24 protein-coding genes and 1 pseudogene are annotated in these 25040 nt (G+C 59.9%); 15 read left to right on the top strand and 10 right to left on the bottom strand.

The window, feature by feature from the left end; translation table 11 throughout:
* The 11 genes and pseudogenes from A4R29_RS30985 (at position 1) to cyoD (ending at position 12853) form a co-directional block, all read left to right on the top strand.
* The gene (locus A4R29_RS30985) at positions 1-1083 is read left to right on the top strand and encodes an amidohydrolase family protein (protein WP_027162027.1); all 1083 of its coding nucleotides are present in this window, start codon (positions 1-3) and stop codon (positions 1081-1083) included.
* A gap of 11 nt (positions 1084-1094) precedes the next feature.
* Positions 1095-1448 carry a Rieske (2Fe-2S) protein gene (locus A4R29_RS30990; protein ID WP_063173934.1) on the top strand — a complete coding sequence of 118 codons (354 nt, stop codon included), beginning with the start codon at positions 1095-1097 and terminating at the stop codon, positions 1446-1448.
* A 120-nt stretch (positions 1449-1568) separates the two neighbouring features.
* The gene (locus A4R29_RS30995) at positions 1569-3176 is read left to right on the top strand and encodes an ABC transporter substrate-binding protein (RefSeq protein WP_063173935.1); all 1608 of its coding nucleotides are present in this window, start codon (positions 1569-1571) and stop codon (positions 3174-3176) included.
* Between the two features lie 88 nt (positions 3177-3264).
* A complete protein-coding gene (locus tag A4R29_RS31000) occupies positions 3265-4311 on the top strand; it encodes an ABC transporter permease (RefSeq protein ID WP_063173936.1) in 1047 nt (348 codons plus the stop codon).
* A complete protein-coding gene (locus tag A4R29_RS31005) occupies positions 4308-5192 on the top strand; it encodes an ABC transporter permease (protein ID WP_027162024.1) in 885 nt (294 codons plus the stop codon). The genes A4R29_RS31000 and A4R29_RS31005 overlap by 4 nt, the downstream gene beginning before the upstream one ends.
* Positions 5182-6813 carry an ABC transporter ATP-binding protein gene (locus A4R29_RS31010; protein ID WP_063173937.1) on the top strand — a complete coding sequence of 544 codons (1632 nt, stop codon included), beginning with the start codon at positions 5182-5184 and terminating at the stop codon, positions 6811-6813. The genes A4R29_RS31005 and A4R29_RS31010 overlap by 11 nt, the downstream gene beginning before the upstream one ends.
* Before the next feature lie 531 nt (positions 6814-7344).
* Entirely contained in the window at positions 7345-8214 is an 870-nt protein-coding gene (locus A4R29_RS31015; RefSeq protein WP_063173938.1) for an MBL fold metallo-hydrolase, read from the top strand.
* A gap of 519 nt (positions 8215-8733) precedes the next feature.
* A complete protein-coding gene (cyoA, locus tag A4R29_RS31020) occupies positions 8734-9756 on the top strand; it encodes a ubiquinol oxidase subunit II (RefSeq protein WP_063170617.1) in 1023 nt (340 codons plus the stop codon).
* 2 nt (positions 9757-9758) lie between these two features.
* Positions 9759-11763: pseudogene (cyoB, locus tag A4R29_RS31025) on the top strand (cytochrome o ubiquinol oxidase subunit I).
* Positions 11760-12446, top strand: a complete 687-nt coding sequence (locus A4R29_RS31030) for a cytochrome (ubi)quinol oxidase subunit III (protein ID WP_082826763.1) — start codon at positions 11760-11762, stop codon at positions 12444-12446. The pseudogene cyoB and the gene A4R29_RS31030 overlap by 4 nt, the downstream one beginning before the upstream one ends.
* Complete coding sequence (gene cyoD, locus A4R29_RS31035) at positions 12443-12853, top strand: cytochrome o ubiquinol oxidase subunit IV (protein ID WP_013525252.1); 411 nt, start codon at positions 12443-12445, stop codon at positions 12851-12853. The genes A4R29_RS31030 and cyoD overlap by 4 nt, the downstream gene beginning before the upstream one ends.
* 76 nt (positions 12854-12929) lie before the next feature.
* On the opposite strand, the gene A4R29_RS31040 is transcribed toward cyoD, so the two are convergent.
* The 4 genes from A4R29_RS31040 to A4R29_RS35505 form a co-directional block, all read right to left on the bottom strand.
* Entirely contained in the window at positions 12930-16319 is a 3390-nt protein-coding gene (locus A4R29_RS31040) for a DEAD/DEAH box helicase (RefSeq protein ID WP_063173939.1), read from the bottom strand.
* Between the two features lie 963 nt (positions 16320-17282).
* On the bottom strand, positions 17283-17813 hold the full coding sequence (locus A4R29_RS31045; protein WP_063170620.1) for a DUF1003 domain-containing protein: 531 nt from the start codon (positions 17811-17813) through the stop codon (positions 17283-17285).
* Between the two features lie 40 nt (positions 17814-17853).
* Entirely contained in the window at positions 17854-18897 is a 1044-nt protein-coding gene (locus tag A4R29_RS31050) for an alpha/beta fold hydrolase (RefSeq protein ID WP_063173940.1), read from the bottom strand.
* 87 nt (positions 18898-18984) lie between these two features.
* On the bottom strand, positions 18985-19338 hold the full coding sequence (locus A4R29_RS35505; protein ID WP_338039907.1) for a DUF488 family protein: 354 nt from the start codon (positions 19336-19338) through the stop codon (positions 18985-18987).
* A gap of 436 nt (positions 19339-19774) precedes the next feature.
* Between A4R29_RS35505 and A4R29_RS31060 the strand changes: the two genes are divergently transcribed.
* Positions 19775-20065, top strand: a complete 291-nt coding sequence (locus A4R29_RS31060; protein ID WP_063170623.1) for a hypothetical protein — start codon at positions 19775-19777, stop codon at positions 20063-20065.
* Positions 20066-20160: 95 nt separating this feature from the next.
* On the opposite strand, the gene A4R29_RS31065 is transcribed toward A4R29_RS31060, so the two are convergent.
* The 3 genes from A4R29_RS31065 to A4R29_RS31075 all read right to left on the bottom strand — a co-directional run bounded on the left by A4R29_RS31065 (position 20161) and on the right by A4R29_RS31075 (position 22000).
* Positions 20161-20445: a hypothetical protein gene (locus tag A4R29_RS31065; protein ID WP_013525246.1), complete on the bottom strand. Its 285-nt coding sequence runs from the start codon at positions 20443-20445 to the stop codon at positions 20161-20163.
* 533 nt (positions 20446-20978) lie between these two features.
* Entirely contained in the window at positions 20979-21170 is a 192-nt protein-coding gene (locus tag A4R29_RS35210) for a hypothetical protein (RefSeq protein ID WP_244507026.1), read from the bottom strand.
* Positions 21171-21280: 110 nt separating this feature from the next.
* On the bottom strand, positions 21281-22000 hold the full coding sequence (locus tag A4R29_RS31075; protein ID WP_024505444.1) for an SOS response-associated peptidase: 720 nt from the start codon (positions 21998-22000) through the stop codon (positions 21281-21283).
* Between the two features lie 75 nt (positions 22001-22075).
* On the opposite strand from A4R29_RS31075, the gene A4R29_RS31080 reads away from it, so the two are divergent.
* Positions 22076-22309, top strand: coding sequence for a hypothetical protein (locus A4R29_RS31080; RefSeq protein WP_013525244.1), 234 nt, complete (start codon positions 22076-22078; stop codon positions 22307-22309).
* 9 nt (positions 22310-22318) lie between these two features.
* On the top strand, positions 22319-22573 hold the full coding sequence (locus tag A4R29_RS31085; protein ID WP_024505445.1) for a hypothetical protein: 255 nt from the start codon (positions 22319-22321) through the stop codon (positions 22571-22573).
* A 318-nt stretch (positions 22574-22891) separates the two neighbouring features.
* On the opposite strand, the gene A4R29_RS35215 is transcribed toward A4R29_RS31085, so the two are convergent.
* Together A4R29_RS35215 and A4R29_RS31095 are read right to left on the bottom strand one after the other, a co-directional pair.
* Positions 22892-23032, bottom strand: a complete 141-nt coding sequence (locus tag A4R29_RS35215; protein WP_244507019.1) for a hypothetical protein — start codon at positions 23030-23032, stop codon at positions 22892-22894.
* Positions 23033-23115: 83 nt separating this feature from the next.
* Positions 23116-23982 (bottom strand): ATP-dependent DNA ligase, encoded by an 867-nt coding sequence (locus A4R29_RS31095; RefSeq protein ID WP_063173942.1) that lies wholly within the window; start codon positions 23980-23982, stop codon positions 23116-23118.
* A 458-nt stretch (positions 23983-24440) separates the two neighbouring features.
* Here A4R29_RS31095 and A4R29_RS33670 point away from each other — a divergent pair, with 458 nt between their 5' ends.
* The gene (locus A4R29_RS33670; protein ID WP_063173943.1) at positions 24441-24695 is read left to right on the top strand and encodes a hypothetical protein; all 255 of its coding nucleotides are present in this window, start codon (positions 24441-24443) and stop codon (positions 24693-24695) included.
* A gap of 14 nt (positions 24696-24709) precedes the next feature.
* Here the strand turns inward: A4R29_RS33670 and A4R29_RS31105 are convergent, their stop codons facing one another.
* The gene (locus A4R29_RS31105) at positions 24710-25033 is read right to left on the bottom strand and encodes a hypothetical protein (protein WP_063173944.1); all 324 of its coding nucleotides are present in this window, start codon (positions 25031-25033) and stop codon (positions 24710-24712) included.
* Positions 25034-25040 lie beyond the last annotated feature (7 nt).

Consider the following 25040-nt stretch of genomic DNA (forward strand, 5'->3'; position numbering starts at 1 on the left):
GTGTTCATAGTCGACTGCGACTGTCATAATTACTGGTCAAGCGCCACTGTGTTGGAGCCCTATCTCTCCGGCTTGTGGAAAGACATGTTCATCGAGGGCGAGAAAACAGGGCCCGTTGGGGCCTTTCCGCATGGTCATCGGCCCTGGTTCCACCCGCAGGACTTTTCCCGCAAGGACATCCGTCCGAAAACGGAAGCCGACAACTATCTCATCATGAAAGAGAAGCACCTCGACAAATACAAAGTCGACGTGGCGATCCTGACCGGCGATGAGCCTATCGAGGCGTCGACCCTGGCTAACCCTTACTATGCCAGCGCTCTGGTCAGCGCTTACAACGATTATCAGATCGATCAGTGGTTGCCGAAAGACGATCGGTTCATGGGCTCGATCATCATCGCGCCACAGGATCCGAAGCTCGCTGCCGCCGAGATACGCCGTCTTGGCCGCCATCCGCGCATGGTCCAGGTTCTCGCCTCCCAGGGGTCCGTCAAGCCGTATGGCGACCCGTTTTACCATCCGATCTACGAAGCCTGCGCGGAAGTGGGGTTGCCATTCGCCATTCATCTGGGCGGGCATGGCGGCGTGAATTCAACTGCCATTGCTCCTGCTCCGACGACATTCTTCTGGGAAACGCATGCCATTCTGCACATGTCGGCGATGTCGCACGTGGCAAGCATGATCGCCCATGGCGTCTTCGAGAAATGGCCGGACCTCTACTTCGTGATCATCGAGTGCGGCGTCGCCTGGGTTCCGTCGGTCCTTTGGCGCCTGGACGCCGACTACAAAGCGCTGCGCAAGGAGACGCCATGGCTGAAGATGCTGCCGTCTGAATATTGCCGGCGCAACATCCGCTTTTCCACGCAGCCGCTGGAGCAGCCTGCAAACATCCAACATCTCTGGTCCACGCTCGAAGCGATGGACGGCGAAAACACGCTGATGTTTGCATCAGACTATCCGCACTGGGATTACGACGATGCCAACACGCTGCAAATCCCTCCTGCATGGAAGAGCAAGATCATGGGACTGAACGCGCTGGAAGTCTACAAACGCATCCCCCGCGCGCAAGCCGCGAATGCCGCCTGAGGAAGCATACGATGCCCGAGAAGACATATATCTGCCGCGTCGACGAGATCGAAACATGGTCTCCGTTCATCGCCAAGATCCGCAGCCTTTCGGTCGGGATTTTCCGCATCGGAGATTCATTCCACGCGCTGCTGAATGTCTGTCCGCACCGCGGCGCTCCGCTTTGCGAGGGGCCGCAATGCGGCACAACCGCGCCCGTTGAACAGGCGCAATTCATCTATCATCGCGAAAACGAGATCGTTCGATGCGCCTGGCACGGGTGGGAGTTCGACATCAAGTCAGGCGCGGCCTTGGTCGATCCCTCCGTTCGCGCGCGCACATTTCCAGTCACCGTCGAAGCCGGCGGCATCTACGTGACGGCCTGATTGGCGCAAGCCGATTGGGATTGGAAAAATTCGAAGGAAAGGTGGCGGAGCCAATAAGCAGATTTGTTCGCCGGTGCTTGACGAGAAATAACGCGGGGAACTCCGCAATGGGAGAGTCAAATGTCAGAATCTGAATACAAGCTTGGTATCGCGCAAAGCCTGGTCGGAGGCGGCAAGGTTTCCCGCCGCGACTTCATTCATCTTGGGCTGGCCGCGGGCCTGACCGTTGCCGCCGCCGACCGGCTGTTCGTGAGCACGGCGCGGGCCGAACCGATGCAGGGCGGCTTCGCCAAGCTCGGCATGGCTCATGGCGCGACGACGGATTCGATCGATCCGGCCGGCTACCCCGACACGTTCACACAAACCGCATTTTCGGGCTCGCTGTCCAACAGCCTCACTGAGGTCGACGCTAAAGGCAATGTCCAACCGGACCTCGCCGAGAGCTTTGAAACTTCGCATGGAGCCAAAACCTGGGCTTTCAAGCTGCGCAAAGGCGCAACCTTTCACAACGGCAAGACCGTGACGGCGGATGACGTCGTGACCTCCTTGCAATATCACATGGGCAAGGACACCAAATCGGCGGCGAAGTCGCTGTTGGACTCCGTCGCCGATGTCAAGTCGGACGGCCCGGAAACGGTGGTCTTCACGCTCAAGAGCGGCAACGCCGATTTCCCTTACATCATGAGTGACTACCATCTGGTCATCATGCCGGCCAAGGACGGCAAGGCGGATTGGGCTTCAGGCGTTCGCACCGGTGCTTTCGTCCTCGAGAATTTCCAGCCCGGCGTTTCGGCCAAGCTCAAGCGCAATCCAAACTACTTCAAGAATGGCAAGCCCTATCTCGACGAGGTGGAGTTCATCGCCATCACAGATCTCGCCGCTCGCATGGCGGCGCTATCCACGGGGGAGGTGGACTATATCGGCCGCGCCGACCTCAAGACCCTCGGCATGTTGAAACGCAATCCCAAGGTGGAAATCGTCGAGGTCACTGGCTACGGGCACTATACCTTGCCGATGAATGTCACGATGGCGCCGTTTGATAATCCGGACGTGCGAATGGCATTGAAATGGGCGATCAATCGCCAAGAAATCGTCGACAAGATCTTTCTTGGCCACGCCACTGTGGCCAACGACAACCCGATCGCGCCGGCCATCAAATTCGCCAAGGATCCGCAACCGCAACACAGCTTCGATCCGGAAAAAGCCAAGCACTACCTGAAAAAGGCCGGAATGGAGAACCTGAAGGTGGACCTCTCGGTGGCCGATGCCGCCTTTGCGGGGGCGGTGGATGCGGCTTCGCTCATTCGCGAAACGGCAGCCCAATGCGGCATCGACGTCAATGTCGTGCGTGAGGCCGAGGACGCTTATTGGGACAATGTCTGGCTGAAGAAATCCTGGTGCGCTTCCTATTGGAGCGGTCGGGCAACCGCCGACTGGATGTTCACGCAAGCCTTTGCCGCGGACTCCAGCTGGAACGAAACGTTCTGGAAAAATCCCCACTTCAACGAATTGCTTGTCCAGGCACGCGCCGAGACGGACGAAGCCAAACGAGCGGCGATGTATGCCGAGATGCAGCAACTAACCCACGATGACGGCGGCAGCATCGTGCTGGTCTTCAACAATTTCGTCAGCGCCCAATCCAAAAAGCTCGCACACGGTGATGTGGCGCCCAACTGGGAGAACGATGGACTGAAAATGGCCGAACGCTGGTGGATCGCCACGGCATGAGATGGCGGGCCGGAGCCGCGATGGTTTTGAGGCTCCGGTCAGCTGGCTCCGAGTGCAGGGTTGCCGCCCAAAGGGAAACGCCACGCACATGAACCCCGTCGCAAGAACGGTCCTGCAGCGCCTTGGCCTCGGTCTGGTCACTTTGTTCATCGTGTCCATCATCATCTTCTCTGCGATCGCGATGCTCCCAGGCGACTTCGCCAAGGCCACGCTCGGGCAGTCGGCGACGCCCGAAACGGTCGCCGCGTTCCAGCGGGAGATCGGCATCGATCGTCCGCCTGTCGAGCGCTACTTCGCTTGGGTCGCCCAGATGCTCCATGGCGATTTCGGCTCTTCGTTTGCGAGCCGCACCGGATATCGGCGTACCGTGGCCGAGATCATCGCACCCCGCCTCTACAACACGATGTTCCTTGCAGCGGTGACGGCGCTGATAGCCGTTCCCCTGGCCTTGGGGCTTGGCATTCTGGCTGCGCTGTACCGCAACGGCTGGTTCGACCGGCTGGTGAATGTCGCGACACTGACAACCATTTCATTCCCGGAATTTTTCGTCGCTTATATGCTCGCCTACCTGGTGATCTCGCGCGACACGTTCATCGGATCCGATTTCGCTCAAACGCTGCCTCATTGGCTCACTGTCTCGCTGAACTGGGCGCTCAATGCGGTTCCCAAATTTCCGACATTGTCGAATGTGAACGATCAGACGCCATTTTGGGAGCATCTCTGGAAAGTCGCCCTGCCGGCAATCACCCTTACGCTTGTAATCGTGGCCCACATGATGCGCATGACCCGAGCGGCCATCATCAACATGCTGTCAAGCCCCTACATCGATATGGCGCGCCTCAAGGGAATGTCCCCGATGGTGATCGTGCTGAGGCATGCCCTGCCCAATGCCTGGGCTCCGATCGTCACTGTGGTCGCGTTCAATCTGGCGTATCTCATCGTCGGAGTGGTCGTGGTCGAGGTCGTGTTCGTTTACCCCGGCATCGGCCAGCTGATGGTTGACGCGGTAAAATCCAGGGATGTTCCGGTTGTCCAGGCCTGCGCCCTGATTTTCGCCGCGACTTATATCCTTCTCAACCTGCTAGCCGACATTATTTCCATCGCCACCAATCCCAGGCTCTTGCACCCACGATGACCAGATCCGAATCTGTCGCGGAGCTTCAGAGGCTGAGGCGCTCGCGTGCCACCCGGGCGAAAACTGCGCTGAAGAAGGCACCGTTCAGCGCGTGGTTCGGCATCGTCGTGATCCTCGGCTACGTCTTTGTTGCGGTCTTCGCGCACTGGATAGCCCCATATGGCGAGACGCAGGTTTTCAGCGAAGCCTTCGCGCCGTGGAGCCAGGAGTTCAAACTGGGAACCGATCAGCTCGGCCGCGACATGCTCACCCGCTTGATCTACGGTGCGCGCAACACCATCGCTATCGCGGTCGCGACCACGTTGCTGTCCTTCGCGGTCGGCGTCTCGCTCGGCCTTCTTGCCGCATTGTACAGGGGGTGGCTCGACCAGATCTTGTCACGTGCGGTGGACGTGCTGATGTCAATCCCGAGTCTGATCTTCGCGCTGGTGCTGCTGACGATCTTCGGCTCGTCGATCACGAGCCTGATTGTCATCATTGCGCTTCTCGATTCCACCCGGGTCTTTCGGCTTTCTCGCGCCGTCGGGCTTAACGTGGCGGTGATGGAATATGTCGAGGTGGCACGATTACGCGGCGAGGGACCAAAATGGATCATCGCCAAGGAAATCCTTCCCAATGTCATGCCGCCACTGGTCGCCGAGTTCGGCTTGCGATTCTGCTTCGTGTTCCTGACAGTCGCGGCGCTGTCGTTTCTCGGCGTCGGTATTCAGCCGCCGACGGCCGATTGGGGATCAATGGTGCGCGAGAACGCGACCCTGATCACCTACGGCGACGTCACCCCGCTACTTCCGGCCGGCGCGATTGCTCTCCTTACCGTGTCCGTGAATTTCGTTGTGGACTGGTTCCTGCACGCAACAAGCGGGTTGCGGGATGAAAAGTAGCGGTCCAGGCTCACGCGAAAAAGGCACGGATCTACTTCAAATCCGCAATCTGCATGTGGAGGGGTTCTCGGACGAGCGCTGGCATCCGATTGTCCGCGGGATCGATCTGACGCTGAAGCGGGGCGAGGTTCTTGGCCTGATCGGCGAATCAGGCGCCGGCAAGTCCACCATTGGCCTTGCCGCAATGGGTTATGCCAAGCCGGGCTGCCGGATCATGCAAGGCTCGGTCCTGTTCGACGGGATTGATCTTCTGGCAGTCAATGAAAAAGGGCGCCGTCGCCTCAGGGGCTCCCGCATTGCCTATGTCGCACAAAGCGCGGCTGCCTCTTTCAATCCGGCACATCGGCTCTTGGAACAAACCGTCGAAACAGCGGTGGCGCATGGAATTGCCGGCCGGGAAGAGGCGAACCGGAGCGCCGTCGATCTTTATCGACGCCTTCAACTCCCAGAACCGGAGACCATAGGCTTTCGCTATCCTCATCAGGTCTCCGGCGGGCAGTTGCAACGGGCAATGACAGCGATGGCAATGGCTTGTCGTCCGGACCTCATAATATTCGACGAGCCAACAACCGCGCTCGACGTGACCACGCAGGTTGAAGTTCTAGCTTCCATTCGCAACATCGTGGAGGAATTCAGCACCGCTGCAATCTACGTGACGCATGACCTGGCGGTGGTGGCGCAAATGGCGGATCGTATCATGGTTCTGCGCCACGGACGCACCGTGGAGGAGGCTGATACACGCCAGATGCTGGCCTCGCCCAGCCAGGAATATACCAAAACGCTCTGGGCCGTACGCAAGCTCGCCAAGCCCGAAGTTCCAGCCGATGACTATCTGCTGACGATAGACAACGTTACCGCGGCCTATGCAGGAAAGGTCAAGGTGCTCCAGGATGTCTCCATCAAGGTTCCGCGCGGAAGAACCGTGGCCGTGGTCGGCGAATCCGGTTCGGGCAAATCGACGCTCGCGCGAGTCGTCACCGGTCTCTTGCCGCCAATTTCAGGTTTGATTTCTTTTGCCGGGCAGCCCCTTTCCACGAGCCTGAAGACGCGGCCGAAGGAGGTCCTGCGCCGCATGCAGATGATTTACCAAATGCCCGACAACGCCCTGAATCCGCGCCAGACGGTCGAAGAAATCATAGCTCGGCCGCTCGAATTCTACCTCGGCCTAAAGGGCGCGCAGAAGGATCGCCGGATCTGCGAACTTATGCACATGGTCGAGATGAGCGAGGATTTTCTGGAACGCCTGCCTGGCGAGCTATCGGGCGGCCAAAAGCAACGCGTCTGCATTGCCCGGGCGTTGGCAGCCGATCCAGAGCTTATCATCTGTGACGAGATCACGTCCGCGCTCGACCAGATCGTCCAAGAGGAAATCCTCAAGCTTCTCATGCGCCTGCAGCGTGAACTCGAAATGAGCTACATCTTCATTAGCCACGACATTGCTACCGTAAGGGCGATAGCCGACCAAATCGTTGTCATGCACCAGGGCAAAGTCGTTGAACAGGGACTGAAGAGCCAAGTTCTCACACCTCCCCATGCCGCTTACACCGAACGGCTTTTGTCGTCCGTACCGGAAATGGATCCGGACTGGCTTACAAGGCTGCTGGCCAGCCGGAAGGTCTGACAGGGGGACCCCGTCCACCTAGGCCCCTGGCATCCTTCCACGTGCTTTGAAGGGCATGATCGTGCTCCGCTTCAATCGGGCTGGCCAGCCCGACAAACGGAGCCAACCATTTCACCGTTTCGTCGCTAAGAAAGCTGGCGACCCAGGAGATCTCGGTATTAGCTCACGAACGGCAGCCTCTGTTTGCTTAAAAGAAGCGCTCTGAGGCACATCGGAGCTACGACGCAGTCCCTGTGATGTCTGCTTTTTGGAAGCGGCTGCTAATCTCTCAATGACCAAGATTGGGCAGCAAAGCTGCCAAGGGGTGTAAGATAAATGCAGCCAGCGAATGGGTGGCCTAGCTTCTTGACTCAATTTGGGCGAACCGCCTCGTAACCAGTTAATAAATAACGGGTTCGTCGCGCTGTCTGCAATCCGGGTGGCGAACGAGGATCAAGGAAGGAACAAGGGGGCCGTGCCCAAGTTCGGGGCATGTACCACCGCCGCCGATGAACTCGAGCGGCTGCGCAGCAACAACCGAGGCACGGGATCATGACCGTTCAGATTCGACTTTCCGAGATCGACCACGCCAGGCGCGAAGATCATGGCGACGGTGCCTGGAGCATCGCACCGGACCTGGGTTATTTGCGGCTGGCAATCGTCAATGTCGTGTTCTTCGGCGCACCGCGCAGCGGAGATCGGAACTGGGTGCTAATAGATACGGGGTTGCCGACGTCGAGAAGCAGTATTCTTGCGGTCGCGGAAAAGCGGTTTGGCACCAACGCACGGCCTGCCGCGGTTATCCTGACACACGGCCATTTTGACCATGTGGGAACGGTTCTGGACCTCGCGAATAGGTGGGAGGTGCCCGTCTTCGCGCATGGACTCGAGCGGCCCTATTTGGACGGAACTGAATGTTATCCGGCACCGGATCCCTGGGTCGGGGGCGGACTGATGGCGCTGCTTTCGCCGCTCTTTCCACGCGGGCCGATCGATCTTGGCAACCGATTGGAACTCTTGCCCGCCGACGGATCGGTCCCCGGAATGCCCGGATGGCAATGGCTGCACACACCCGGGCACGCCCCTGGTCACATTTCGCTCTGGCGCGAGGAAGACCGCTCGCTGATCGTAGGGGACGCTTTCATCACCACCGGTCAGGAGTCGGTCTATGAGGTCGCCGTCCAGGATCTCGAGATGCACGGTCCGCCGCGCTACTTCACGCCGGACTGGGATGCGGCGGAAAGATCTGTGAAGCGTCTGGCTGCCCTGAACCCTCAGATGGTCATCACCGGACACGGTGCGGCTGCCGCTGGAGTGGGCATGCGTAAAGCTCTTGACAGTCTGGCTGAGCGCTTCACGGTGTTCGCCGTCCCGCCGAAATCAAAATTCGTACGCGAGCCAGCGATGGCTGCAAATAGCTGAGGTAACCGAGCCGCCGTCGTTGTGAATATGGTCACGTTGGACAACTCCATCTCTCGAGCAGGTAGAGTTCCCCCCTCGGGTCGCGCCCATGTCGCCCAAACACTGACAAGCGGAACAATCCCGGGAGGCGCCAGTTAGGCGTCGCACGCTTGGGCGACTTGCGGCCAGCCCCGAAAAAATCCCGCGTCAGGAGCAGACGTCAGATGGAAAACGAGCACCCCGAAGGACGTGTCCTCTCCGCCGGCGCGGCGATCGGCAAGAAGTTCGGGCCCCACCGGTCGTCATTAGCCATGACTGGCGTCGATTCGCTCATGGGCCAAAACCGTGGAGCGGTTCTGGCTCCACCAGCTTGATGGGGTGATCGACTTAGCTGTGCTCCATCGCCGTGCCGCCGAATTGGAGTTTGTGCATGAGCCAGCGAGGAGGAACAAACCGGGGAAGCGCCAGTTAGGTCCTTCGTCCGGCGGAGGGCGGCACCCCGGCCACGCGCCTTGAAGTTGGTTCAGAGGAAGGCTTCAGATGAGAAGTGCCAAGAGCGCGTGCCCCAAGAACGCGTCCTCTCCAGGATTGGTGGCCGAGCAAGTGTTGTTGCCATCCAGCCCCAAGCCGGGGCGGCAACTGCTCTGGATCCCGGCAATCGCATTCTTGCCCGGTTGCGCGGGGGGTGTGCTCGACCCGCAAGGACCCATTGGCTCGGGCAACCGCACGATCCTCTTGAACTCACTGGCGGTGATGCTGGTGATCGTTGTTCCGACGCTTGTTGCGCTCTTGGCCTTCGCATGGAAATTCCGCGCCTCGAACAGCGACGCGCGCTATGACCCGGAGTTCACCTATTCGGGGCGCATCGAGTTGATCGTCTGGTCGATCCCGACGCTCACCATCCTTTTCCTTGGCGGGCTGATCTATTACGGATCGTACCAGCTCGATCCGCGCAAACCGATCCCTTCCGCGCAGCCGCCGCTCGACATCCAGGTGGTGGCGCTCGACTGGAAATGGCTGTTCCTCTATCCCGAGCAGGGCGTGGGCGCTGTCAATCAATTGGTTATCCCCGCCGGCGTTCCAGTTCATTTCAAGCTGACCTCGGCCAGCGTGATGAACACGTTCTTCGTGCCCCAGCTTGGCAGCATGGTCTACGTCATGAACGGCATGCAGACCGAGTTGCATCTGCAGGCCGACTATGAGGGCAGCTTTTTCGGCCAGTCGGCGCACTTCAGCGGCGACGGCTTCTCGGACATGAACTTCAGCGTGAGCGCGGTTTCAGCCGATGCCTTCACCCGCTGGACGTCGTCGCTGCGTGGCGGCGGCGGCGTGCTCAACGCGAATGCCTATCGCGAGCTCGCCCGGCAAAGCACCAACGTGCCGCCGTCCACGTTCGGCCATGTTCAGCCCGGGCTGTTCGATGCCGTCGCTCAGCAGATATTGCCCCCGGGTCCGGGGCCGGCCGAAAGTGCCGCCGGCGGCGAGCCACAGGTGAGCCCAAAGGCATTGCCCGCGGCGGCGCCGCCGACGGGGCATCATCCACAGGCAGAAGGGGCGGAATGACGATGCTGGGCAAGCTCGACTCGTCGGCCATTCCCTTCGATCAACCCATCCCGCTCGTCGCGGCTCTCGGCGTCTTTCTGGCAGCGGTCGCCGTGCTTGGATGGATAACGGTGAAGGGCTACTGGCCCTATCTGTGGAACGAGTGGATAAGCTCGGTCGACCACAAGCGCATCGGCGTGATGTACATTGTGCTGGCGATGCTCATGCTTCTGCGTGGCTTCATCGATGCCATCATGATGCGCACGCAACAGGTGCTGGCGATCCACGGGCCGGGCTACCTGCCGCCGGAGCATTACGACCAGATCTTCTCCGCGCACGGCACGATTATGATCTTCTTCGCGGCGATGCCTTTCATGATCGGCCTGATGAATTTCGCCGTACCGCTGCAGCTTGGCATACGCGATGTAGCCTTTCCGACACTCAATTCCGTCAGCTTCTGGCTGACGGCTTCCGGAGCCCTGCTGGTCAACATCTCGCTTGTCATCGGTGAGTTCGCGCGCACCGGCTGGCTGCCCTATGCCCCCTTGTCGGAGACCACCTACTCGCCGGGCGTCGGCGTCGATTACTATCTGTGGTCGATCCAGATCTCCGGCGTCGGCACGCTGCTTACCGGCGTCAACCTGGTGACGACCATCCTCAAGATGCGTGCGCCTGGTATGGGCTACCTGCGAATGCCGATGTTCTGCTGGACCTCGCTCGCGTCCAACCTGCTCATCGTCGCAGCCTTCCCGATCCTCACCGCCACGCTGGCGATGCTGACGCTGGACCGCTATCTCGGCTTCCATTTCTTCACAAACGAAGCCGGCGGAAATCAGATGATGTTCGTCAACCTGATCTGGGCCTGGGGCCATCCCGAGGTCTACATTCTGGTGCTTCCCGCCTTCGGCATCTTCTCCGAGGTCTTCTCGACATTCTCGTCAAAGCCGCTGTTCGGATACCGTTCGATGGTCGCGGCCACGATGTTCATCTGCATCGTCTCGTTCATGGTCTGGCTGCATCATTTCTTCACCATGGGCGCCGGAGCAGACGTCAACGCCGCCTTCGGCATCGCCACGTCGGTCATCGCCGTCGGCACCGGGGTGAAGATCTACAACTGGCTCTTCACCATGTATGGCGGGCGCATCCGCTTCGACACGCCGATGCTTTGGGCGCTGGGCTTCGTGACCACCTTCACCGTCGGCGGCATGACCGGCGTTCTGCTTGCCGTTCCACCGGCCGACTTCGTGCTGCACAACTCCCTTTTCCTCGTCGCGCATTTCCACAACGTCATCATTTCGGGCGTGCTGTTCGGCGCGTTCGCCGGCTTCACCTACTGGTTTCCCAAGGCGTTCGGATTCCGCTTGCACGAAGGCTGGGGCAAGGCCGCATTCTGGGTCACCTTGGCCGGCTACATGCTGGTCTTCGTGCCGCTCTATATCGTCGGTCTGCTCGGCATGACGCGGCGCCTGCAGCATATCGACATGGATCTTTGGGCGCCATGGCTGGTGGTGGGCCGCGTTCGGCGTGCTGGTGATGATCGCCGGCGCCGCACTGCAGATCATGCAACTCGCCGTTTCGATCCGACATCGCGACAAGCTTCGCGATGAGACAGGCGACCCATGGGACGGGCGTTCACTGGAATGGTCGACGTCTTCCCCTCCCCCCGTTTTCAACTACGCGCGGCTGCCTTTCGTCGAGGATGAAGAGCCCTACTGGCGCATCAAGCAACGGGCAAGGGAGGAGAAGAGGCCCGGTGCGGAGGAAGGATACGAGCCTATCGAGATGCCGCGCAACAGCCCGACAGGCTTCGTCACCGCCTTCTTCAGCACGCTGATCGGGTTCGCGCTGATGTGGCATATATGGTGGCTGGCGATCGTCGGCTTCATCGGCGCCTACGCGACCTTCGTCGTCTTCGCCTGGCGCGATCATGGGGATTATGAGATTCCCGCCGAAAAGGTCGCGCGCATCGACGATGACCACAAGGCCGCACAGTCAGCCCGGCTGCGGCGCTGGGAGCGGCCGGCATGAGCGATCACGCGCTACCCGGCGACTTCGGCGCGGGCACCCAGGCCCGAGACCCCTATCGGCTTGGTCAGGGCGGCCGACATGGCGTGCGCTCCGCGACCGGCCACGGAGAAGGCGGCCCGGCCTCGAAATTCGTCACCGTGGCATATGGCTTCTGGATCTTTCTGCTGTCCGACATCATCATATTCTCGGCCTTCTTCGCGGCGTATGCCGTGCTTGCCAAGGCGACCGCCGGCGGACCGACCGGCAAGGATTTGTTCGAGCCCACCCGCGTTGCGGTGCAGACGGGCCTTCTGCTCACGTCGAGCTTCACCGGTGGCCTGGCGACACTCGCGACCCATCGCAGATCGATGGCTGCCACGCAGGCCTGGCTGCTCGTCACCGGATTGCTCGGGGCAGCCTTCCTGTTTCTGGAGGTACAGGAATTCGCGGCGATGATTGGCGAGCAGGCGGGGCCTTCGCGCAGCGCATTTCTATCAGCCTTCTTTGCGCTCGTTGGCTGCCACGGCACCCATGTCGGGCTGGGGCTGCTCTGGCTGGGTACAATGATGGCGCAGCTATGGGTCAAGGGTTTTCGGTCGGATATTTTGCGGCGGCTCCACTGCTTCGGGCTTTTCTGGCACGCACTCGACATCATCTGGGTCGCCATCTTCACCCTGGTCTATCTGTTGGGAGCATCGCCATGACCGACACCGAGAGCAGGCCCGGCGAGATGCAGGACCGCCGCGATTCCGCACCGGGCGAGGAACGTATAACCGAGCACGAAGTGGCTGGAGGGCTGTTGGGCTATGTGATCGGCTACGGCCTGGCCATCCTGCTCACGATCGCGTCATTCCTGGCGGCTCAAACCGATCTGATTTACCAGCCGGCGGTGATTTCGGCCCTGGTGGTGCTCGCTGTTGCGCAGATGGGTGTGCATCTAGTCTTTTTTCTGCACCTGACCACCGGGCCGGACAACACCAACAACATCCTGGCCTTGGCCTTCGGCGTGCTGATCGTTGCGCTGGTGGTCCTGGGCTCGGTTTGGATCATGGCCCACCTGAACGAGAACATGGCCGCCATGACGGCCCATCAAGCCGGAACGATGCCTTAAACCTCGCCCTGCTAGTCTTGGCTGAGGTGATATGAAGCTGGTACATTGTACCGCCGGGGTGGAGATAAAAGGCTCGTCAGACCTCGTGCTTTGGCTGAACTGCACGTATGGCATCTAGCGCCAAGCGAACGGCATCGATGCCTGAGACGCGGGGCTCGATCCGCCTGAAAATCACGCGGCCGTTTCGGTACTCCAGGCCCAACACCTTCCTGTCCCGCCATCGTGACGCCAGAGGCTTGTTGCGCAAGGTGATCGCGACGGCTTCGGGCCCAACATCAACTTTGCCGACACCCAGTTCCGACGCTGCTATCCGCAACCTGGTAAGTTCCAGCAGAACGGTCACTTCGCCAGGCATGTCACCAAAGCGGTCCTCGAGCTCCTCGCTGAATGCATCAAGGTCCAAGTCAGAACGAATACGAGAGAGCCGCGCATAGAGGCCAACACGGACAGTAGGCTCGTTTACATAGCTTTCGGGAAAAGCCCGTTTTGCAGGCACGTTGATGTTGGCAAGTTGCCTGTTGGGGTCGGCCCCTTCTCCAGCCGCCGAGACCGCCCGCTCCAGCAAGTGCTCGTAGAGGCCCACTCCGATCAGTTTCATATGCCCAGCCTGATCTTCGCCGAACAGATCGCCGGCGCCGCGCAGGTCGAGGTCCCTTTGACTGATTGCCAGGCCGGAGCCAAGCCGATCGAGCGCAAGCATTGTCGAAAGCCGGGCCCTGGTGCCGTCGGCCAGCTCAACGCCAGGTTCCGTCAGAAGAAACGCAGCCGCTTGCATCGCTCCTCTACCGACCCGACCCCGTAGCTGGTGCAACTGCGCCAGACCGAACCGGTCCGGGCGCCAGACAATGATGGTGTTGGCTCGAGGCACATCGAGCCCACTCTCGATGATGTCGGTGCTCAACAAAATGTCGCCATCACCGTCAGCGAATCCGACCATGACTTCGTCCAGCTGCCTCCCTTTCATTTCACCGTGCGCCGTCATAACGCCGAGTTCCGGCACCAGCCTGTTCAGCTGGTCAGAGACCGGGCCAATGTCCTCGATGCGAGGAACCACGAAGAAACTCTGTCCACCCCTGTGAAATTCACGCAAGAGGGCCGCGCGCACCGATGCTGGATCGAACGCTGCCAGGATCGTGCGGACGGGACGTCTTTTGGCGGGCGGAGAGTTTAGAACGCTGACATCCTGGATGCCCGACAGCGCCGATTGCAGCGTCCGCGGTATCGGGGTGGCGCTCATGCTCAGCGTGTGAAGGCAGGGCGCCATGTTCCGCAGGGCCAGCTTCAACTTGACGCCGAACCGGTGCTCCTCGTCAATCACCAGCAGTCCAAGATTGGCGAAAGTGACGCTCCTGGACGCCAAGGCCTGAGTACCGACGACGATCGTAACCTGGCCGCTCCGCAGGCCCTCCTTTGCCGCTTTTGCCTTTGCTGCCCCGACCATCCTTGACAGGTGGGCGACCTGCAGGCCCGTTCCTGCGAAACGGCGGCTGAACGTCTCATAGTGCTGTCGTGCCAACACGGTTGTCGGCGCTATGACCGCAACCTGTTTCCCGCAGAGGGCGGCGGCGGCGCAAGCACGCAAAGCCACCTCTGTCTTGCCGAAGCCAACATCACCGCAGACGAGCCGGTTCATTGTTCTCCCCGAGGAAAGGTCGTCGAGCACAGCGCGGATGGCGGCGGCCTGGTCAGGAGTCTCGGTATAGGGAAATTTCGCCGCAAAACGGGCCAAGTCCGCGCGGGAGGGCTTGATGATCTCGGCGGGCTGGCTGGACCTCATCTCGGCAAGGCCCACCAGGCGCTTGGCCAGCCTGTCGATCTCGCGCAACGCAGCCTCGCGTCGCTTGGGCCAGCCCTCGCCGTTGAGGCGATCGAGCGACACTGCCTCCGGTTCCGAGCCGTAGCGCCATATTTTCCCAAAGTCGTCGACCGGAACCAGCAAGGAAGCCCCGCCATGATATTCCAGCCTGACAACATCCTGGTGCTGACCAGCCAAGTCGACCTGTTCGACCGCCGCGAGCACGCCCAGGCCATGGTCTTCATGGACGACGACGTCGCCGATGCGCAACTCGGGTTCGAGTATGCTTGCGGCCATGCCGGCATCCGCCTTCAACGCAGGGCCAAACAGGTCGGCTGCGGCGACCATCGCGATACCGGATTGCGCGTCGACAAACCCTTCATGGAGGACGAAGCCAGCCTTGAGAAGAGAGCCTCTCGCGGCCGAAAGTATTTGCGGTAAGTCGACCGCTTCCTCAGCCCGCCGGCCTAGCTTTCTATTGAGCAGGCGATCTGCTCGCTGCAGTTCAGAGGCATCGCCGGTCAACACCACCCTGGCCCCGGCGCTTGTCTGCCTTGTCACGAATTCAGCGATTTCGTACCCGGGCCGGGCCAGGCGAAAGAATTTGGGAACTCGCTCGGCAGAAACGGCAAGTCTCGTGGAGCGGTTGCGCACGGAAGCATCCCACTCTTCACGCGACAGGTAAAATTGTTCCGGCAAAGGTTTCTCGCGCCCGGCAGCCTCCTGCCTGGCACGGCGTGCATCCTCGATCAGGTCCAGAATTTTGTCGAGCGGCTGCCCATCGATCCCTTCAAGGAAGGAGATCGAGGCGCTCGACGCACTGTCGAAGACAGATGGCATCGCGCCATATAATGCGACCAGGCGCTCTTCCATCGACGTCGCGCGCATCGCTGTCAGCTCAGGATGATCACCAGCTTTAAACATCAGCTCGGATGCCGGTCCGACAGCAATCGAGTCTCGAACCTGGTCGCTGAGCTGACTGATCGGATCGTAGGTCTTGAGCTCTCGAATGCAGCTGTCTGGGCCAAGGACGACGCGAACGGGGTCCTCCGCGCCAGCGGGGAAGATGTCCATGAGATCGCCCCGAAAAGCTATTTCACCCGGTTCGTCGACCCTCTCGTCGACGACATAGCCAAAAGCTTCGGACCTTGTTCTGAAATCATCCCGGTCGAACTTTTGTCCCACCTCCAGAATTGCGAAACCGCCAGCAATGACCTGGGCGGGCGGCACCCGCTGCAGACTGGCTTCGATCGACATTACAGCGATGCGCGCACGATCGGGCTTCGTTGCCATGTGACACAACGCACGAAGCCTCCGCCCCATATTGGCGCGTGTGGGCCACACCCTGTCGTAAGGCAGGCAATCCCAGGACGGCAGCAAGATGATCTCCGCGTGCGGCAGGAACTGACGCAAAGCCCCGACGATCTCGTCGGCGCTGCGTTCCGAGGCAGTTATATGGATAATGTGCTTGTGCCGGCTGGCCTCCAGCCCACCGGCCAGCGCTGCCGCGATAGCTGAAGATGGCGGGACGCCGTGCTCTATCGTAAACCCGCTGTCATCCGTGTGATCGATTTGTTCGACATCCGTCCGCGAAATATGCCTGTTCACTGAAATCTCACCTTGTCCCCAGAAGAACGTCAGCACAGCGACCCCGTTCCTGGCGGCGCGCATTAAAGTTCCAGGACGGGGCAGCCGGTGCGGCGTTGATGCATTGCTTCCTAGCTGCCCTAAGAACTGGCGGCTGTGAATCACGCTCGACGCCGGCAGAACGCTCTGTGCGTCGGGCCATGCCGCGCGGTGGCCCGTCCGCCGGAGTTAGTATGTGCACATGCTGAATTGCCGAAATGTCGATAACCACGCGAGGGATTGTCGAGAAAGCTGTTCGAGTTCGTCCTCGTCCGTTATCCCAGCTTGGTAGTAAGCCAGGATGCGCGATGCACTCCGTTCTCTCTTGGTTTCGGTCTCGTTTTTTGGGGTTGCTGCGCGCCAAAACGCGGCTCAGTACGGCCAGCTCTGATGGGGTGAAGGCGTCTCTATGCTTGCATCAACTCCGCGCCGCCCGCCTCGGGTGGGGAGCCGAGGCGGGCTGAAGCTGTGGGGATCCAGCTTCCGATGCCGGGCAACAGGCGATTGTGCAAGAGGGATTGTCCGGCGCGGCCCAACGCAGGATGGACAGAATGTTCCGGGAGTTTTGGTGAGGCGAAAATAATTGGCCAAGAGCCAGAAGCACGGCGCAGGATACGGCATGTAAGACTTGCCGGCGTGCGATCCAGTCAGCAGCTCGGGCCAAGATCCGAATCCTGGATGTGAGTTTCTGGACCTTGCTGAGCATTTAAGAGTTGAGGTACGGCCGTTATGATCTGCGGCAGAAAGAAGGGCTTGGTGATCATATTATGCTGTTGGGAACACCTTCGGCTCCCCAGTGTACCTCGCTATCGCCGCTGATACGCTGCCGCGATCGATTGACGTCCTGAGGTCGCCTTGGACAACGCCAAGACGGGCTTGGTGCTTCGACAGCCAAGTGCCAGACGATGAGGACGATTGCAGGCCTACAGCAGCCGCGCGAATGGTTTCTCGCTGTAAGCTCGTGTTGGGTTGGTACGCTGCGGCGGCTTGCCGGCGCGGTCGCTTTGATCAAGCTTCCTGCTGATCTTCAGAAGCCTGCTGGATTTGGGTCATCACCTTTCGGGGATCGACATTCTCTGCCAGTTGCCGCAGCTCTTTGTCGGCCGGGGTGGAGACATTCAGACGCACCGCCAAGGCAGCCACCATCTCGATCAGCCGCGTGGTTTCATGTTCGTTAAGGAGGCTGATCTGCAAATCCAGTTCCGCTCGGCGCTCGCTGTGTTCGGCCATTCTGTTCTGATTGATCAGCACGAAGGTAGACAGGAAGATTGCCTCGACGGAAGCGACCATGGCCAGGATCACGAAAGTTGGGTCCCAAGCTGGGATGGCTGGTATCGCGCCTAGGTTTGCAAGGATCCAGGCGACGAGGATTGCGAGATGCAGATAGACGAAAGTCATGCTCCCCGCGAAGCGCGAAATAGCCCCGGCAATCCGCACCTGAACGCTTTGGTGCTCCTCCTGTTGTCGCCTGTGCTCGACCAGTGCCTCTATGTTCTGGTGGAGCACCGACTGCATGTTGGCTGGACGTTGGTCGCTCATTTGAAAAGCTCGTTTGAACGACGATCTCGTGCAAGCGGCGTCACTTGTCGCCCGCCTGGAACATTTGCGGAGCCGGACCTAGCTTGAACTCGTCGGCACGCAGCTTACGTCGCTGCCGACGGCCCGATTGGGAAAGGGCGTGCCGTGCTGAAATCGTGTGCACCATACCGACTACTGCCTGCGGGGCGCTCTGATGAACCATATGGCCAGCGCCCGGAATCACCTCGAGGAGAGACCCACCAACTTCGGCATGCAGGCGCCGTGCATCCCGTTCCGCATCGAACAACCGGTCTCCAGATCCCGCCAGGATGCCGGTCGGTACGGAAATGTCCTTATAGCTGGCCTTCTTCGACAGGGCCGCGGCCAGCATAGATGCTGACTCCGAACAAACCGCCCGCAGTTGGGAAGGGCGGCTGGCGGCATCCTTGGCGGATGCGGCGAAGTCGCTGGCGATCATAGCGGGTCGAAATATCTTTTCCATTGCCCAAGGCCAGGCAAGCCTCACAAGCAGCGGCAACAAGGTGTGGCGAAACCCCGTTCCGATCACCGGCAATGCCGGGAGTGCGGCCAGTGCAAGATCCAGCCGCGGTGGCGGATAGTAATAGCCTGAGACAAGCACAATGCCGGCGACCGATGAAGAATGCCTGCGCGCCAACTCGAGGGCGATCCAGGCTCCCCAGGAATGTCCAAGGACGAGATATTTCTTAATACCCAATCTGCCGGCGGCGGCATGTATGAGGTCGGCTTGGTCGCAAGCGGACCAGCGCCGGGTGCGCGAACGTGAGCTTCGCCCAAAGCCGGGACGGTCAAATGCGAGCACCCGGTAGGTCTTTGCCGCCTCATCGAAGACGCCGCTCGACTTGAAATCCTCCGCCATGGATCCATTGCCATGCAGGAGAAGCAGCGGCATGCCGGTTCCGGCTTCGATAAAATGCAGGCGCAGACCATCAATTGCCATCATACGTCCGCATGTCAGGCTGGCGATCGCACGTTTGGCGCGGATGGCGTTGTATCCCGCTAGTGCCGCTAATGCAGCGACGGACAATCCGGCCGCTAGTTTCGCCCCGTCTCTGTCCAACGCCATGCGCGTGCCTTAGAAGCTGTCTGCGTGACCCAACCTTCGAGGTCACAGCTTGTTCCGCCAGACCCTGTGCCTGGCGTGGAAGGCTTTTCAACGCCTGGCGATCGCCATGGCCGCGATCTTGCAATGATCCATGCTTGCGTCCCGAGGAGATGCTCCCGGGATAAACGATTGTTCCATCATCGCGCACACAGCGCCTGGCGTCAGGCTGGCCTCCTCGGCATGACCGGCCCCAAGAGTATGCATGACGCGTTCGCCTTCTCCGAGCAGGTAGTCGGAAATAATGCGGCGGTGGCACCGCCACCAGACGGCTTCCGCGCACATGATTGGGCAGCGATGCCGGCTGCTAAGCTCTTGCAGTTCCGCCAAGCCTTTGGCGAACGGCTCCGCCGAATCGACCCAAAGCGGTCTTTGTTCGCCGTTCGTACACGCTTTCAGGCTCAATTGAACCGGTGAGCGCTGTCTGCCAACGTGGCTCTCTTTGGAAAAGTAAGCCCGCTGCCTGGGCGGGGGGCTTGGGGTTAGGCAGCGGGCTTCGTAGGCGATTAGGGGTTCAGAACCCACGCGAACGATGCTCTCAGAGTGTTAACGGAACCTTAACGAAGCTCGGAGCGTTTTACCAATCTTGGTGACCTGTGGATAACCCTCGCAGTTACGCGTTCAATGACAGAGCTGAGGTCCACGGCTTCGCGGTCATGCTGTTCTTCGACAGGTTCCGCCTGCATATTCGGATCACCGTCTCATCCATTGATGCCCGCCCAGGTGAACCGTGATCCCTGCTGCCAATCCAACCAAGATAATTTTGCGGCGTTCCCCGATACACCCGTTGTTCAATTGAATTGCTGTGTATTATTCCGCTGTTGTCTTTAGGATGAGAGCCATGCCCCTATCATCCTTCGCCAAAGAACTGGAGAACGCCGCCGATAGCATCGCCGACATGTCGCGAGCGGATCTTCCGATCATGCTTCGGCGCGCTGCGTTGATGCTCCGGAACGTCGCCGGCCTCCCGCTAGAGCCAGCAACACAGGACGCACTGAACTCCATTGCCGCTGAAATGAAAATCGGCCGGTCGGAGCTCATTCAGATCGTCTTGCGTGAGTGGCTGGAAACGAATGCTTATCTGCCAGTCCGGATGATTGACGAGGAAAGCGAGACCGACGGGAGCGCTTAGCAACATGGCTCGCAAGGGAATGGTCCGCAGAAAAAGGCCCGTGCCTAAGGGACGGGCCAAATACGTTTCGGGAACAATGCCTAGAGCGGTTATTCTCAGCCGCCCATCTTCTTGGCCATGGCACAGAAATCAGCGTGCGACTTGTTGAGCGTGGTGTCGCCGCAGTCTTTCAGCACCGCCTTTTGTTCATCCGGTTTCATGGACATCCATGCGGTCTTGAAATCCGCTTCCGACCTCAAGGTTTTCATGCCGGCATCCGTGAAGAAAGGTGACATCTTTGCAGGATCATCGAGCGCGGAAGTGGTGCTGCTGCCAGCCAGCGCTGAGCCCGTCATCACTGCGAGCGCCATCGCGCCCATCGTAAGCATTTTGATGCTCATTTTTACCTCCGTTAGTTCTACACGCGCAAAATCGCGTGACCTGGGGAAAAAACGTCGGCGTCTGAACTCTGTTCCCGCATCTCGCCGATTCCGCATCGGCAGCCGTCTGACGCGCGCTGGTGTCGTGGAGAATGGCCGGTGCAGTGAGCAGTCCATCGTGCGGCGACGGACCACTGCGGCCAGCCTAAAGTGCGATCGGCGAACGCGGGCCCATTAACCACCTTCCTGGATAGATCGGACCCCAATGGGGATGCGGGGAGTTTACCTTGCATGGAAAATCACAAGCACAGATTCTATTGTCATATTGAGCGCGACGGATTGTGGGGAGTTTGGGATTGCGTCGCCAACAGGCCGGCAAGGTTGGGCGGTGGCGACGTTCGCGGTTGCACTGCCCAACGGGCTGAAGCTGCGGAACACGTCCTCACGAGAATTTACGACGGCGGACTTGATGCCGTCGCTATCCGCATCGCTGGCATTGTCAGTTCTGCGGGTTCGGCCTGATCGATCCCCGGCAGCCAGGCGCTTACCCAGCCTTAGGGGGGCAGCACCGGTCCAGTGGTGTTCCACCGGATGAACTCGACCTCTTTCCCGGTGACGTCCCGCACGGCCTTCAATAGCACCTCGTGCAGGACGCGCGTCTGCCTGTAGTGGTCGCAATGTGGTGATATGAACGGCTTGATGATGCTTAGGTGCAGCGCTTCCGCTGCCACCAGGAAGCGCTCGATTTCAGCCTGTTATAACTGCTTTGAGGGTTTTGACCTAGCCATTGCGACACCTTTTGAGAGTCGCCCCACCTGAGGACAATATTCCTACCGCGACCGTTCAGTGTAAAGGCTCAAACGTCGAAAAGGTCGTTTGGTCCCACGCCAATTTCGTCAATGATGTCCGGCGTGTTGTTTCGCGGGCTTCCGACCTTCCTGTCAATCGGCCACATCTTCATCAGCTCCGAAGGATATGGCTTCATGAGGTCGCGTGGATCCAGTTCCGGTCCGAGCCAGCGCATGTAATCGGCAGGCGCCAGAATAACCGGCATCCGATCATGGATCGTCGCCATCAACGTATTGGGCTCGCAGGTGACGACAGCGAAGGTCCGGATCAACTCGCCGGTCGCCTTGTCGGCATATTCTTCCCATACTCCAGCCATGGCAAAAGGCTCGTCCTCCGTCATCGCGATAGCGTAAGGCTGCTTTTTCGTGCCCGAACCATCGAGCTTTTGCCATTCGAAATAGCCGTCGACGGGCACCAGGCAACGGCGCGCGGCGTATGCTTTTCGGAACATGCCGTTGCTGGCAATCGTCTCGCACCGCGCATTGACAGGCGGTGGCCGCCCGCCGCCATCGCGCGCCCAGCCGGGAACCAGCCCCCACTTCGCAGAAAGGAAACCGGCCATGCTCGTGGAAAGCTCTTCACGTACAATGATTGGATAGGTCAGGCTGGGCGCGCCATTCCAGACCGGGAACCCGTTGCCCAAACGCTCAACGTCGCCAGGGTGCGCGAACTCGAAGCGCCGCACCATGTCCGGGATGGTCGATTTTACAAAAACGCGTCCACACATTCAGGTCGTCTCATTGACAAGGATCGAGGCCCGCCCAAGATGGGAACGGAGTGAGAACGTATCAAGGTTGTGGTGATGCCGAAGAAGCCAAAGGACGTAATGCTGCCAGCGGTCTCGGGCGTCACAATCGAAATCGATGACCGCGATAATCCCGAGGTCTGCCTTGTCGGGCTATTGACTGCCGAGGGGAAGCGATCCTTCACCCTGAGCGAAAACGGCGCTCGGATGATGGTGAAGGCGTTGCACTCATTTCTCGATCTCCTCGACGGATCTACGTCCGAGACAAAGCCCAAAGGCCCCGCCAACTGAGAATCAGATATGGTCAATCCGCCCAAGCGACAGGACGATTATCAGGACCGAGCCATCGACTGCCAGGAGGCCATGGAGCCGGGCTTTCAGGCGATTGTCGATTGCATGCTGGAGGCGGGATGGACGCGAGGCGAGACATTGCGGGCGCTGAAACGGCTCATAGCGGCCAACAATATGGCTCAGAAAGAGAACGCCAGGCTGGAAACGCAACTCGCAATTGCGCGGGCCATGTTGCGCGCTGGAAAGCCGATTAAGGTCTGTTGACCTGTTGGGCGTCCCTTGGCCAATGCATCGATTGCCACCGGGTGCATAAACTCTTGCACCGACCTGGGAGGAACATGCGTCCGCAGTCGAAGTTCGGAATGCGCTTGGTAAGGAAATCTCCTTGAAACAGCCAAGCAAGGCCCGCCACTGGCTCCGAGACCCGGTGGCGGGCCACCCGCGATTAATCTTTTTCGTAGGGCTGGAACCTGTTTCTGAAATTGAAGTTGGAAATGTGCTTGGTTGAGATTCCCCTCCTCAAATCCAAGCTCTGGTGCAAGTGCAAGGCCCGCCGCTGTAATTGTGTCCTCAGCGGCGGGCTTACTTCGTCAGGCGCTCCACGGTCTCAATGATCGCCTTGGCCAATGCCTCGCCTTCATAGATCGGTTCTGGGCCATAGTAGCCCGTCACCCATTCCTCGCTAGGCAGCACGCCGGCAGGGCATACCTGCTCGATGGCCATTCGGACGAGCTTCAAGGCTGCACGCTGATCGACTGCCACAGGGGAGTTGGGTTCGACGTTCACATGGTGGAGCGGCCGGGGCGTCATGCCTTAGCCTCGCGGATCGCCCGCAAAGTCGCATGGCGTAGCTTGTCCTCGCGCTTAAGGGTCTTCACTCGTCCGACAAGGCCAGGTTTGATCCATTCGGCGTCTGGCTTGTCGGCTCCCTTCGGTGGCGTGCCTTTCCCCTCCTGCACCTTGGCCCATAGGCGTTCTCGCATGGCTTTGGTCAAGGCGATGTGAGCCGATCCGACATAGCGGCGTTCCGCATCGCGGGTTGCCATCAAAGCGAGTGGTGCCGATCCCGGTTTTAGCTGCACGCCTGCCACTTCAAAGTCGACTTCCTCGTAGCATTTGGTTTTCAGCCACGCTTCGGTGTCGCCTGACCGATAAACGCTGTCAGGCCGCTTCGACACCATGCCCTCCAGGCCCATGCGATCAACCGCGGCGTAGAAGTCGGCCCCGCCGCCATGCACATGGTGACTGTACTGGATCACGCCCTTGGCAGGCCCGACGAGTTCGAGCAGCTTTTCCCGACGTTCCAGCAGAGGTGCTGGGCGCAGGTTGACCCCGTCCAGGTGCAGTAGATCGAAGGCGACGAAGATGATCCGATCCGGCGCCCATCGCATTGCGGACCGCAGCGAATGGAAATCCGACACGCCCTTCCCATTGAGGACGATTGCCTCGCCGTCGATGATTGCCGACTTGGGAGAAAGGGTTGCCGCCACCTCGACTATCGTCTTGTACGTCGATGACCAGTCGTAGCCCCTTCGGGTGATCGCTCGGGCCGTGCCGTCCTCGATTATGATTTGCGTCCGATAGCCATCGTACTTGATTTCGTGAATCCAGTTGTCCCCTGTCGGCGGCACCTCGACAAGCGTGGGGAACATTGGCCGGATGAACTTCAACATACGCGAACTCGGACTGACCGAGTTTAAATTAGATTAAGCTAAAATGGTTGCAAAGGGATGACACGCGCAGAACCCGCCGCGTTGGCCAAGCACGACGAGTTCGCAATTAGGGCGGCTACATCCTGAGAATCGACCGCCACTGTGCCAACCTGGGATTCAAAGGATAGTTCCGACTTTTCGAAGATCGTACTGCGCGAACTAGTCCATGAGGTCTAATTGTTGCGCTGTCGTTTTGCGAGTAGCGTAAAAGTTTGGGCACTAGGCCCACCCTCGTGCCCAGATTGGTCGGCACGGTTCTGTCACCGTCGCTTGGTATCCGACCGTGTCGACCACCATGTGACGTGCCAACCCCGCCCGCCAGGCCGGCGTCCATCTCCGAAGCACCCCGCCAAAGGGCGCCGGCCACTTTGAGATATCGTTGATCGCCGCTCCCGTTCCTGCTATGTTCACGCCATGGGATGGACGTTTGGTTCATTGATCGAAAGCGGCATGACGGCGCATTGCGCCCGCTGCAATCATTCCGCACGCTCGACCTGGAGGCGCAGCGCGAGCGGTACGGCGCTGATGCGCCAGCGATGGCCGCTGATCTCGAGCCTAGATGCGCTGCTCGAATTGCGAACAGCAAGCGTCGGTTTCAGCTATTGCCCGACCCGACGAAGCATTCCGGCATGGGGCAGGCGAATGCTTATGCCAAGGCCAACGAAGGGCGGTAGGCCAATCCGGCTTGTCAGTAACGGCAAACCCGAACGCGTTCCAGCACCCGGTGGTGATGGTGCCAGTGCTTGACCCACTTCACGCGGCAATGGTGACGATGCCGGAAATAGTAGCGATGCGGGTAGCGGACCACGTAGCCAGGATAGCGGGGGCCGTAGTAGCGGCCGCCATAGTCGTAAAACGGACCTCCGCCGTAGAAGGGGCCACCGCCGAACGGACCAAAGCCGCCGAACGGACCAAAAAAGCCGATGCCAGAACCGAAGTGTGCATCCGCAGGCGCGACCGTGGCTGCGGCGCAGGCGATGGCGATCACGGAAGCAAGGAACAGTTTTCTCATAGCAACC

It is taken from the genome of Mesorhizobium ciceri biovar biserrulae, assembly GCF_001618845.1.
In the GTDB taxonomy this organism is placed as follows: domain Bacteria; phylum Pseudomonadota; class Alphaproteobacteria; order Rhizobiales; family Rhizobiaceae; genus Mesorhizobium; species Mesorhizobium ciceri.